We start from the raw sequence: 12365 nt of genomic DNA, 5'->3' as shown, positions 1-12365 counted from the left end.
GGAGCAGTGGAGATTACAATGGATATTGGACTTCTGATCGACGGTGGCGAACGGGCAGCCTCGGGTGCGGCGTCCTACGACCGCATGGACCCGTTCACCGGCAAACTGGCGACGCGTGCCGCGGCAGCGAGCGTTGCCGATGCCAATGCCGCGGTCGAAGCCGCCGCAGCCGCCTTTCCGGCGTGGTCGAGGACCGGGCCCGGCGAGCGCCGCGCTCTGCTGTCGAAGGCTGCTGACGTGATGGCGTCGAAGGTCGGCGAGTTCACCAGGCTGATGATGGAAGAGACTGGCGCCACCGGTCCCTGGGCCGGCTTCAATGTCATGCTGGCGGCCAACATGCTGCGCGAGGCGGCGGCGATGACGACGCAGATTTCCGGCGAGATCATCCCCTCCGACAAACCGGGCACGTTGGCCATGGCGATTCGCCAGCCGGCTGGCGTATGCCTCGGCATCGCGCCGTGGAACGCACCGGTCATTCTCGGCACCCGCGCAATAGCGATGCCAATCGCCTGCGGCAACACCGTCGTGCTGAAGGCCTCCGAAATGTGCCCCGGCACGCACCGGCTGATCGGCCAGGTGCTGGTCGAGGCTGGGTTGCCCAAAGGCGTCATCAATGTCGTCACAAACGATCCCAGGGACGCGGCAGGCATTGTCGAAGCATTGGTCGGACACTTTGCAGTCAAGCGTGTCAACTTCACCGGCTCGACCAAGGTCGGCAGGATCATCGCCGAACTCGCCGGCCGGCACCTGAAGCCGGCGCTGCTCGAACTCGGCGGCAAGGCACCACTGCTGGTGCTGGACGATGCCGACATCGACGCGGCGGTCAACGCGGCCACCTTCGGCGCCTTCATGCATCAGGGCCAGATTTGCATGTCTACCGAGCGCCTGATCGTCGATGAGAAAGTCGCCGATGAATTCGTTTCCAAGCTGGCTGCCCGCGCCTCACAACTGCCGGCCGGCGATCCGCGCGGCCATGTCGTGCTGGGCTCGCTGATCAGCAGCCAGGCGGCCGACAAGATGGAGGAGCTGGTTGCCGATGCGGTCGGCAAAGGCGCCAAATTGGTGGCGGGCGGCAAGCGCACTGGCACCGTGGTCGAAGCGACGCTGCTGGACCATGTTACGCCGGCAATGCGTGTCTACGCCGAAGAATCCTTCGGACCGGTCAAGCCGGTGATCCGGGTGAAGGGTGAGGACGAGGCGGTGCGCGTCGCCAACGACACCGAGTACGGCTTGTCGTCAGCCGTGTTCAGCCGCGACATCAAGCGTGCCATGGCGGTCGCCGCGCGCATCGAAGCCGGCATCTGCCACATCAACGGCCCGACCGTCGACGACGAGGCGCAGATGCCGTTCGGCGGCGTCAAGGGCTCGGGCTATGGCCGCTTCGGCGGCAAGGCCTCGATCGCCGAGTTCACCGATTTGCGCTGGGTGACGATCGAAGATCCGGGCCAGCACTACCCGTTCTGATCCGGCCTCGCATTGGGCGGTTCGACATGGGCGATCAGATCGCTTGCGAAGGCGTGAAGCGAACGCTTGCGGATCGCATCTGCCCGGGTGCCAGCACCATGCAGCCGGTGTCGATGCCTGCGTCACCCCTGCGGTTGAATGCATCGGTGATGTTGCTGACCGGCTCGGCACAAAAGAACGGCTCGCCCGATGGCGTGTAGAGGACGAGGAAATCGAGTGGCGCCTCGGCCTCGATGTCCAGCTGACGCCCATGCTCCGGCCAGGCGATCCGGACGCGACGAGCCCATCCGGTGAAGACCGTATCGAAGTCCGTCTCTGACACGTCGAAGCCCGTGGTCGGATTGGCACCGGCTGGCGGCAAGACGTGCCGTGTGGGCAGGATTTCCGCATCGGTTTCCCACATGCCGGACACCCGCGCCTGAACATGCGTCCACGGCGTCGACGGGAAGTAGGGATGGAGGCCGAAACCGGCCGGCATCGGGCTGTCCGAGAGGTTGCGCAGCGAGATGGCAACAACCAGCCTGCCGTCGATCAACGAGATCGCTTGCTCGGCTTCATAGCCCCACGGCCAGGAATCGGCGACGTGGCGATAGCGCAGGACGATCATGCCTGCTTCGTGCCGCACGACCGTCCATGGCCGACGCCAGCCATGGCCATGTTCATGATGCGGATCGTCGGAGTTGGTCGGCAGTTCGACGGTGCGGCCGGCGAATGTGAAGCGGCCGCCCCTTATGCGATTGGAATAGGGAACCAGCGGGAAGCAGGCCATGGCGCCGGCATCGCGGTTGTCGATCGCCGCCGAATCCGCGGGGCGCAGCCAATCCACCACGGTGCCGTTTTGCCGCCAACGATACGATGCCAGCGCGCCACCGGCGGCAGGCGCAATCTCTACAGCCGCAATGCCATCGCTGATCGAGACCAGCTCTTGATGCTGCTCGGCAACGGCAGCGGAATTCTTTGTCATCGGCACTCCCCCATCCCTTGACTCCAATTGCCACGCCTATAAGACATATCATATGAATAGTATGAAGAATAAGAAATCTTTCAGCACGGCGCGCACATCAAGAGTTGCGGTGGCTGTTTCCAGCGGCTCGACGGCGCTGCATGCGACGGTCGTCGAGCAGATCGGGCTGCGCATCGTGCAGGGCGACTTCCTGCCCGGCGAGGCACTGCCCAACGCCGACGATTCCAGCGAGATGCTGGGGGTCAGCCGCACCGTGCTGCGCGAGGCGATCAAGGTGCTGGCCGGCAAAGGGCTGGTCGAATCGCGGCCGAAGACCGGCACACGGGTACGTCCCCGCTCCGACTGGAATTTCCTCGATCCGGATGTTCTGTCGTGGCGCTACGCCGGCGGTGTCAGCGCCGACGATGTCCGGGCGCTGTTCGAATTGCGCCGGGCGATCGAGCCGATGTCGGCCGCACTCGCCGCCAGGCGCGCCACACCGGCGCAGGTCGCTGAGATCAATGCCGCGCTGGCCGAAATGGAAGCCGTGGTCGACGATGGCGATCGCTTCGCCAAACCTGACCTTTTGTTCCACCAGACCATTTTGCGCATGACCGGCAATGAGCTGATCGGCTCGTTGGCGGCACTCGTCGAAACGGCATTGGTGATGAGCTTTCGCCTCTCAAACGACAATCCGGCAGGGCAGCGCCACTCTTTGCCGCTGCATCGGGAAGTGGCCGAAAAGATCGCATCCGGCGATGCCGCCGGCGCGCAAAAGGCGCTGCTGGTGCTCATCGACAATGCCGAGGAAGACGTGCGCCGCAGCGTCGAGAACCGCAACAAGCGCCGCCAGGATCGGGAACAGACATCGTGACCGACACCAAACGCAAACTGCGGTCCGAGGCCTGGTTCGGCGGTGATGGCAAGAACGCCTTCATGCACCGCAGCTGGATGAAGAACCAGGGTATTCCCGCCGACGCTTTCGACGGCCGCCCGGTGATCGGCATCTGCAACACCTGGTCGGAACTGACCCCGTGCAACGCGCATCTGCGGGCGCTGGCCGACCACGTCAAGCGCGGCGTCTATGAGGCCGGCGGCCTGCCGCTCGAATTCCCTGTGATGTCGCTGGGCGAGAGCAACATGCGCCCCACCGCCATGCTGTTTCGCAATCTGGTCAGCATGGATGTCGAAGAGTCCATCCGCGGCAATCCGATCGACGGCGTCATCCTGCTGGTCGGCTGCGACAAGACCACGCCGGCGCTGCTGATGGGCGCCGCATCGTGCAATCTGCCGACCATCGCCGTTTCCGGCGGGCCGATGCTCAACGGCAAGTTCCGCGGACAGGATATCGGCTCGGGTACGCATGTCTGGAAATTCGCCGAGGAAGTGAAGGCCGGCCGCATGCCGGTTGCCGACTTCCTCGCCGCCGAACAAGGCCAGAGCCGGTCGGCGGGCAGCTGCATGACGATGGGCACGGCTTCGACGATGGCCAGCATGGTGGAGGCGCTCGGCATCGGCATGCCGGACAATGCCGCAATCCCGGCGGTGGATTCGCGCCGCGGCGTGCTCGCGCAGATGGCCGGACGCCAGATCGTCGATCTGGTCCGCAGGGACGTTACGATCGCGCAGATCCTGACCACGCAAGCGTTCGAAAATGCCATCCGCGTCAACGGCGCGATCGGGGGCTCGACCAACGCGGTGCTGCATCTGATCGCCATCGCCAACCGGATCGGTGTCGATCTCAGCCTTGAGGACTGGGACCGACTTGGCCGTGACGTTCCAACCATTGTCGATTTGATGCCGTCGGGCCGGTTCCTGATGGAAGATTTCTACTACGCCGGGGGGCTAGCTGCGGTCATGGCGTCGCTTGATCAAGTGGGCCTTCTTCATCGCCACGCCATGACCGTCAGCGCCAAGACCATCGGTGAACTGATCGACGGCGCGCCCAACTACAACAGCGAGGTGATCCGGCCGCTGAGCGAGCCGCTGACCAAGGAAGGCGGCATCTCCATCCTGCGCGGCAACCTGGCGCCCAATGGGGCGGTCATCAAGCCGTCGGCGGCAACGCCTAAACTGATGCAGCATCGCGGCAAGGCGGTGGTGTTCGAGAACATCGAGCACTACTACGCCCGCATCGACGATCCGGAGCTGGATATCGACGCCTCCTCGGTGATGGTGCTGAAGAATTGCGGGCCGCGCGGTTATCCCGGAATGGCCGAGGTCGGCAACATGCCGCTGCCGGCAAAACTGCTCAAGCAGGGCGTCTCCGACATGGTTCGCATTTCGGACGCGCGCATGAGCGGCACCGCCTACGGCACCGTGGTTCTGCATGTGGCACCGGAAGCAGCCGCGGGTGGCGCACTGGCGCTGGTGCGCGACGGTGACCTTATCGAGCTCGATGTCGCCGGCCGCCGGCTGGAGCTTTTGGTATCGGATGAGGAGCTGGCAATCCGCCGGCGTGACTGGAAGCCGCCAGCGCCGCCGGAAGGCGGCTATCAGAGCCTTTATGTCGAGCGCGTTCTGCAGGCCGACAAGGGCTGCGATTTCGACTTTCTCGTCGGCCGGCGCGATGCCGGCATTCCTCGGCATTCGCACTAGAGGGGCGCGCGATGACGGATGAAATCGGCTACGCGATCTATCCAAGCCTCAAGGGCCGCAGCGTGTTCATCACCGGTGGCGGCAGCGGTATCGGCGAAAGCCTGGTGCGCCATTTCTGCGCACAAGGCAGCCGCGTCGCCTTCGTCGACATGGCCGAGGAGCCTTCACGACGTCTGGTCGATGCGATCGCGGCCGAGGGACATGCCGTGCCGCTGTTCATTCCCTGCGACCTGCGCAACGTCGAAGAGTTGCAGGCGGCCACCGTGCGGGCGATGCAGCACAACGGCCCAATCCAGGCGCTATGCAACAATGCCGGCAATGACGACCGCCACCAGACCAAGGACGTGACGGTTGCCTATTGGGACGACCGCATGGCGGTCAATCTGCGTCACCAGTTCTTCGCGGCGCAGGCGGTGCGTCCGCAGATGAGCACGCTGGGCGGCGGCTCGATCATCAATTTCGGCTCCATCACCTGGATGGTCGGCGATCCGGATTGCCCAGCCTATGTCACCGCGAAAGCCGCTGTTTACGGCATGACCCGGGCGCTGGCCCGCGAACTCGGCCCCGAGCGCATCCGCGTCAACTGCATGGTGCCGGGCTGGGTGATGACCGAGCGCCAGATGCGCCTGTGGTTGAACCCAGCCGGCGAACGCCAGATCGCGGAAAGGCAGTGTCTGCCCGACCGGCTGCAACCCTCCGATATCGCGCGCATGGCGCTGTTCCTCGCCGCCGACGACAGCCGCATGTGCACAAGCCAGCAGTTCATCGTCGATGCGGGCTGGGTGTGACCCGTATGGCTGCAAAGGAAGAAGGTTAGTTCATGCGTCTTGTTCAGTTCAGAATGGCCGACGGCAGCAGACAGGTTGGCCGTGTCTCCGATGACGGCAATCATCTGCACCCGCTCGAAAAGACCAGCAGCGTGCTGGAGCTGGCCGAAGCGGCAATCGCCCAGGGCACGTCCATCGCAGCGCTGGTCGAGAAGCGGACCGGCACAGCGGCGATCGACTACGATCAGCTGTTGCGCGACGGCCGCGTGCTTGCCCCGGTCGACCATCCGGAACCGGCGCGCTTCCTGGTCACCGGCACCGGCCTGACCCATACCGGAAGTGCCGCCGCACGCGACAAGATGCATGTGCTGACCCATGGCGAGGATGCCGAGGAATCGGATTCGCTGAAGATCTTCCGCATGGGCCTGGAGGGCGGCAAGCCCGCCGCTGGGCAGATCGGCATCCAGCCCGAATGGTTCTTCAAGGGCGTCGGCACCTGTGTCGTGCCGCCCGGCGCCGACCTGCCTATGCCCACCTTTGCGCGCGCCGGGGCCGAAGAAGCCGAGATCGTCGGCCTCTATCTCAACGGCCCGGATGGCCGCCCCTACCGCATCGGCTATGCGCTCGGCAACGAATATTCCGACCATGTGACGGAAGCCGAGAACTACCTCTATCTCGCCCATTCCAAGCTGCGCTCCTGCTCGATCGGACCGGAGCTTTTGGTCGGCGACCTGCCCGACGAAGTGCGCGGTCATTCCCGCATCCTGCGCGACGGCACTGTCATCTGGGAGCAGGAGTTCCTGTCGGGCGAGGCGCACATGTCGCACTCGATCGCCAATCTCGAACACTTCCATTTCCGCTACCCGATGCACCGCAGGGCGGGCGATCTGCATGCCTATTTCTTCGGCGCGGCGGTGATGAGCTACGCCTCCGGCGTCAAGACGGCTTCCGGCGACGAATATGAAATCCAGGCACAGACATTCGGCAAGCCACTGCGCAACCGGATGGTATCGGTGCCGGACGAGGGACTGGTCGCCGTCACCCAGCTGTGACGGCGAAGGTCCGGAAATAGCGGTCCACCAGAATGACAATGGGAGATTGAAAATGGGACTGAAAAAACTGTTTCTAAGAATGGCGACGATCGGGCTCGGCATCGGCCTGATGACATCGGCGGCGCTCGCCGCGAACCTGCGGGTTCTGGCCTGGGACGGCTACGCCGACGCCGACTGGGTCAAGGACTTCACCGCTGCGACCGGAATCGGCGTCGATGTCGTCTTCATCGGCAGCGACGACGAGATCTGGGCCAAGATCAAGGGCAGCGAAGGCCAGGACTTCGACGTTTTCGCCGTCAACACCGCCCAGCTGCAGCGCTATATCAAGGCCGATCTGGTGTCACCGATCGACGTCACGAAGCTCGCCAACCAGAAAGAGGTGCTGCCGCGCTTCCGTGATCTGACTGCGGTCAGCGGCGTGACCAAGGACGGCAAGGTCTACGGCATTCCGTTCTGCTTCGACTCCATCGGCCTGATCTACGACACCGACAAGGTCAAGCCGGCACCGACCTCGATGTCGGTCCTGTGGGACCCGGCCTACAAGGGCAAGGTGCTGGCCTACGACAATGGCGAGCACAATTTCTCGTTCACCGCACTGACGCTCGGCTACAAGGATCCATTCAATCTCAACGAAGAGCAGATGGCGGCGGTCAAGGCCAAGCTGGTCGAACTCAAGCGCAACGTGCTGAGCTTCTACACCACCGCCGACGAGGCGCAGCAGATCTACCAGAACAATGATGTCGCCCTGATCTGGGCCAATTACGGCCAGCAACAGGTCAAGGCGCTGCAGAAGATCGGCGCCCATGTCGCCTACGTCAATCCAAGCGAGGGCGCGCTCGCCTGGCTCGACAACTGGGTCATTTCCAAGGGCGTCCGCGACAATGCGGCGGCCGAGAAATGGATTGATTTCATGCTCAGCAAGAAGGTCAGCGGCGAGCTTTCCGAGCGCACCGGCTTCGGCAACACGGTGACGGAAACCGGCAGCGCCGGCGGCAACGACAAGTTGGTCTGGCTCAACAATGTCGAGGACCCGCTCAAGCGTTCGGACCTGTGGAACGAGGTCAAGGCGACGCCCTGATATTGCCGTACCCTGCCTTCGAAGGACCCGGCGGTCCGGAGGTTCCGGACCGCCGAAGCGTATGCGAGAGTATTTCATGAACCAGAACGCCGACCTGCTGACGCTGCGGTCCGTCTCGAAATCCTACGGCACGGTCCCCGTGCTGCACGACATCGACCTGTCGATCCGGGACGGTGAGTTCCTCACCGTGCTTGGGCCGTCGGGTTCCGGCAAGACCACGGTCCTGCGGCTGATCGGCGGACTGGAACCGCTGACGTCGGGCAAGATCCACCTGGATGGGCGAGACATCAGCCGCATGCCGATCAACCGACGGCCGTTCAATACCGTGTTCCAGGACTATGCGCTATTTCCGCACCTGACCGTTTCCGGCAATGTCGGCTACGGGCTTACGGTTCGCCATGTCCAGCGCAAGGAAATCGCGCGCCGTGTCACGGAGGCGCTGGACCTGGTTCAGCTCGGGCGTTTCGCCGACCGCTTTCCCGCACAGCTCTCCGGCGGCCAGCGCCAGCGCGTCGCGCTCGCCCGTGCACTGATCTGCCAGCCGCGCCTTATCCTGCTCGACGAGCCGCTCGCCGCGCTCGACCTCGAACTGCGCCGGCAGATGCAGGTTTTCCTGAAATCCATCCAGCGCGAAATCAAGACCACCTTCCTGTTCGTCACCCATGACCAGGAAGAAGCCATCGGCATGGCCGACCGGATTTGCGTCATGGAAGCCGGCCATATCCGTCAGCTCGGCACGCCGCATGACCTTTACTACAAGCCGAATTGCGAGTTCGTCGCGCGCTTCTTCGGCGAGAACAATCTGGTGGCCGGGAAACTCGGACCGGTGCAGGGCAAGCTGCGATCTATCGAGACAGCGCTTGGGCGCCTGGTTTGTTCGATCGGTGACCAGCCGCATTTGAAAGCCGCGACGGATGGCGCCAGCGCCTACGCCGCATTCCGCCCCGAGGCCTTGCATCTTGCGGATGCAAAGGACACCGACAACCGCTTTTCCGGCACGATTTCCGATCTGGCCTTTGCCGGCTCATCGACCGTCGCCACCATCACGGCCGGCGCCGACAATGCCGCGCAACGCTTGCGGCTGCGCGTGCCGAGCCGTGTCAACGGCAGCACACTGAAACCTGGCGAGACAGTGTCGCTTTCGTTTGCGCCGCATGAAGGCCACCTGGTGCTGGCATGAGCAAAGCCAGCTCGACACTGCCTGCGCAAAGACGGCTGTCGCTGCTGGTGACAGTGCTGGCGTTTGCCTTGCCGGTGGTCTTCGTCCTGGCGCCGCTGGCGATCTTCCTCGGCTACAGTTTCTTCAGCGTCGACCAGGGCACGATCGTCTACGGGCTGTCACTGGGCAACTATGTCAGGTTCTTCACCGATCCGGTCTTTCTCCCGGTGTTTTGGAACACCATCGTTCTGTGCGTCTCGGTGGCCATTATCTGCATCCTGCTTGCCTATCCCGCCGCCTATTTCCTGACGACGCTGAAAGGCCGCTGGCGCTATGCCTTGCTGATGCTGCTGCTGGTACCGCTGCTGATGAGCTACGTTATCAAGATCTATGCGATCCGCAGCATCCTCGGCCTCAACGGCTTTCTCAACAAGGCGCTGGTGGCGCTTGGTGTCCTGCAGGAGCCGTCGACGCTTTTCGTGTTCAACATGAACGCCATCCTACTGACGCTGACGTTGTTGCTCATTCCCTTCGCCATCCTGCCGATCTTCCTGTCGCTGGAACGAATTCCGCAGGTGCTGCTGCGCGCCTCCGACGATCTCGGGGCAAGCGGCTTGCAGACCTTCCTGCGCATCACCTTGCCGCTCAGCCTGCCCGGCGTCGCTTCGGCGGCGAGCTTCGTCTTCGTGCTGGCGATCGGCGATTTCCTGACGCCGCAGATGGTTGGCGGGATCAGCGGTTTCACCTTCGGCCGCATCCTCTACAGCCAGTTCGGCACGGCCTATAACTGGCCGTTCGGCGCCGCGCTGTCGGTGGCGCTGGCAGTCGTGGTGATCGCGGCAATCCTCGTCGGCGAACGCTTCGGACGCAACCGGGGGATTTCGGTATGAGCGCCCTGCCCCGGTTGTCCACCATCTTTCTGGCTGCGATCACGACACTGGTTGCGGTGTTGCTCTACAGCCCCCTGTTCGTGCCGATCGTGTCTTCATTCTTCACCATTGCGCACGGCAATGTCGACTGGTCGTCGCCGACCCTCTCGACCTATGTCGCGCTGGCCGAAAATCACGACATATTGGCCGCCTTGCGCACCACGCTGATCGTCGGTGTCTGCACTGTCATCCTGTCGGTGGTCAGCGGTACGCTGCTGGCGCTCTACTATCACGGCCGGCGTTCCGGGCGTTCGATCCTGCAGTTCATCATCTTCCTGCCGTTCCTGATGCCGCCGATCATCAGCGGCCTGGCGCTGCTGATCTTCTTCCGCGAAATCGGCCTCGAACGGTCCCTTATTACGGTCGTCATCGGACACACGGTCTTCGTGCTGGCGATCGTCTACCGCACGGTGCTGATGCGGCTACAGTCGATGAGCCGCACGCTGGTCGAGGCGTCCTACGACCTCGGCGCCACGGGCTGGCAGACGTTCTGGCGCATCATCCTGCCGAACCTGTCGAGCGCCATGGTCGGCGGCGCGATCCTGGCCTTCGCGCTGTCGTTCGACGAGACCATGATCACCATCCTGGTCACCGGCACGCAAAGCACATTGCCGGTCAGGCTGTGGGCGATGATGCGGCTTGGCTTCTCACCCGACATCAATGCGCTGGTGGCGCTGATACTGATGTTCACCGTGCTGCTCTGCGTGCTTGCCGCCCGCTTTCTCATCCCCAGGCAAGTCGCGACGGAACAGACTTGAGTTACAGGGCAATTGTCATCGGGAGAAAGCGGTCGGGTTGAGGTCGAAAACCCGTCCCGGATTGAGGATGTTTCTGGGGTCGAGTGCTGTCTTCAGCCGCCGCATCGTGGCGATTTCGGCGTCGCTGCGGACCAGATGCAGCCACTTCTTCTTGTCGAGGCCGATGCCGTGTTCGGCCGAAACGCCGCCGCCGGCCGCTGCGACGCCGCGATAGACGATGTCATACGCCGCTGCCGGATCGACCGTGCGTACCTGATAGTGCAGATTGCCGTCTCCGAGATGGCCGAAGACATAGATGTCGGCGCCGGGGTCGACGGCATGGATGGCGGCGTCCGCCGCTTGCAGGAACGCTCCCATGCGCGCGAGCGGAATGCTGATGTCGACGCCGATCAGACCCTTGATCGAAAACAGGATGCGATTGGCGTCTTCGCGCACGTCCCAAAGGGCTCGGAATTCGCGCGACGACTGCGAGACGACGACATCGTCGATGACGCCGTCCTCGACCGCTTGCATCAGCACTTCGGCGAAGCGCTCGCCGTCGCGCTCGGGCTCGCTGCCCTGTATCTCGGCCAGCACATAAACTGACGAGCCCGCCGGCAGCGGCGCTGGCATGGCCATGCTGGCGACCATGACGTCATAGAGCGGTGCGAAATTGACCTCATAGGCGGACAGGAGCGGGCCGAGCTTTTGCCGCAGCAGCCCAAGCAGGGCGATTGCCGCATCGAGCGAAGAGAGCGCGCAGAAAGCGTTGACCTCGGACGCCGGCTTGGGATGCAGCCTGAGCGCGGCGCGGGTGACGACGCCGAGCGTTCCTTCCGTGCCGATGAAGAGCTGGCTGAGGTCGTAGCCGGAATTGTCCTTGGGCAGGCCCTTGAGCGAAGTCAGCACGCTGCCGTCGGCAAGCACGGCTTCCAGTCCCAGAACCTGCGCCCGGTACATGCCGTAGCGCAGTACACGGATGCCGCCGGCATTGGTGGCGACATTGCCGCCGATCGTGGCCGAACCGCGTGCGCCGATATCGACGCCGAACATCAGCCCGGCGCTGTCGGCTGCCTCCTGCACCGCCTGTAGCGTCGCGCCCGCTTCGGCGACGATGCTGGCAGCCTGGCGATCCGGAATGGCGAGGCCGGTCATGCGCTCCAGCGACAGCACCACCTCACCCGGCTGCACACGCGCGGCACCCGTCAGGCTGGTGCGTCCGCCCTGCACCACAACCGGCTGGCCGAGATCGTTGCATGCGGCGAGTGCCGCCGCCACACCCTGGGTGTCGCGCGGGCGCAGCACCGCTTCGGGAAGCGCGCCGAGCTTGCCGTCGGGATCGTCGCGATAGCGCTGGTCCACATCCGAACCGGCGAGCACGCCGCCCGCGCCCAGCCGGTTGTCGAGAGCGGATAGAAGTCGTTGGATTTCAGGCGACATCAGCCAATCCTATTCTGGATCGCCTGCCGGTCAAACGCTTGTTCGTGCAAACGACATCGTCCGCGTGACCCTTGTGGGTATGCGGATGGGCCGGTGGGCGCGGGGGCGGCCCCCCGGGCGGGGGCGAGGGAGCGCCGGGTAATAGAAGATATTTATTTCTCGCGGGCGAAGGGGGGGAAATAGAACTAAAACACCGCG

11 protein-coding genes are annotated in these 12365 nt (G+C 63.9%); 9 read left to right on the top strand and 2 right to left on the bottom strand.

Annotated features, from left to right (window positions below; genetic code table 11):
- The first annotated feature begins 18 nt into the window (after positions 1 to 18).
- Positions 19 to 1464: an aldehyde dehydrogenase gene (locus NKJ06_RS06335; protein ID WP_352631369.1), complete on the top strand. Its 1446-nt coding sequence runs from the start codon at positions 19 to 21 to the stop codon at positions 1462 to 1464.
- A gap of 34 nt (positions 1465 to 1498) precedes the next feature.
- Here NKJ06_RS06335 and NKJ06_RS06330 read toward each other — a convergent pair whose 3' ends face one another.
- The gene (locus NKJ06_RS06330; RefSeq protein WP_352631367.1) at positions 1499 to 2428 is read right to left on the bottom strand and encodes an aldose 1-epimerase; all 930 of its coding nucleotides are present in this window, start codon (positions 2426 to 2428) and stop codon (positions 1499 to 1501) included.
- 109 nt (positions 2429 to 2537) lie between these two features.
- On the opposite strand from NKJ06_RS06330, the gene NKJ06_RS06325 reads away from it, so the two are divergent.
- From NKJ06_RS06325 to NKJ06_RS06290, 8 genes are all read left to right on the top strand, one after another.
- Complete coding sequence (locus tag NKJ06_RS06325; RefSeq protein WP_352631365.1) at positions 2538 to 3281, top strand: FadR/GntR family transcriptional regulator; 744 nt, start codon at positions 2538 to 2540, stop codon at positions 3279 to 3281.
- The gene (locus NKJ06_RS06320) at positions 3278 to 5005 is read left to right on the top strand and encodes an IlvD/Edd family dehydratase (protein WP_352809388.1); all 1728 of its coding nucleotides are present in this window, start codon (positions 3278 to 3280) and stop codon (positions 5003 to 5005) included. Before NKJ06_RS06325 ends, NKJ06_RS06320 begins: the two co-directional genes overlap by 4 nt.
- An 11-nt stretch (positions 5006 to 5016) precedes the next feature.
- On the top strand, positions 5017 to 5793 hold the full coding sequence (locus NKJ06_RS06315) for an SDR family NAD(P)-dependent oxidoreductase (RefSeq protein ID WP_352631361.1): 777 nt from the start codon (positions 5017 to 5019) through the stop codon (positions 5791 to 5793).
- Positions 5794 to 5825: 32 nt separating this feature from the next.
- A complete protein-coding gene (araD1, locus tag NKJ06_RS06310; RefSeq protein ID WP_352631359.1) occupies positions 5826 to 6824 on the top strand; it encodes an AraD1 family protein in 999 nt (332 codons plus the stop codon).
- Positions 6825 to 6876: 52 nt separating this feature from the next.
- Entirely contained in the window at positions 6877 to 7902 is a 1026-nt protein-coding gene (locus tag NKJ06_RS06305) for an ABC transporter substrate-binding protein (protein ID WP_352631357.1), read from the top strand.
- 76 nt (positions 7903 to 7978) lie between these two features.
- Positions 7979 to 9082, top strand: a complete 1104-nt coding sequence (locus NKJ06_RS06300) for an ABC transporter ATP-binding protein (protein WP_352809385.1) — start codon at positions 7979 to 7981, stop codon at positions 9080 to 9082.
- Positions 9079 to 9951, top strand: a complete 873-nt coding sequence (locus tag NKJ06_RS06295) for an ABC transporter permease (RefSeq protein ID WP_352631353.1) — start codon at positions 9079 to 9081, stop codon at positions 9949 to 9951. The genes NKJ06_RS06300 and NKJ06_RS06295 overlap by 4 nt, the downstream gene beginning before the upstream one ends.
- On the top strand, positions 9948 to 10748 hold the full coding sequence (locus NKJ06_RS06290; protein WP_352631351.1) for an ABC transporter permease: 801 nt from the start codon (positions 9948 to 9950) through the stop codon (positions 10746 to 10748). The genes NKJ06_RS06295 and NKJ06_RS06290 overlap by 4 nt, the downstream gene beginning before the upstream one ends.
- 15 nt (positions 10749 to 10763) lie before the next feature.
- Here the strand turns inward: NKJ06_RS06290 and NKJ06_RS06285 are convergent, their stop codons facing one another.
- Positions 10764 to 12167 (bottom strand): FAD-binding oxidoreductase, encoded by a 1404-nt coding sequence (locus tag NKJ06_RS06285; protein ID WP_352631349.1) that lies wholly within the window; start codon positions 12165 to 12167, stop codon positions 10764 to 10766.
- Positions 12168 to 12365: the final 198 nt, after the last annotated feature.

Source organism: Mesorhizobium sp. M0293, assembly GCF_040321735.1.
In the GTDB taxonomy this organism is placed as follows: Bacteria; Pseudomonadota; Alphaproteobacteria; order Rhizobiales; family Rhizobiaceae; genus Mesorhizobium.
Note: the sequence above shows the minus strand (reverse complement) of the source record. Positions and strands in the feature narration are given on the sequence as shown.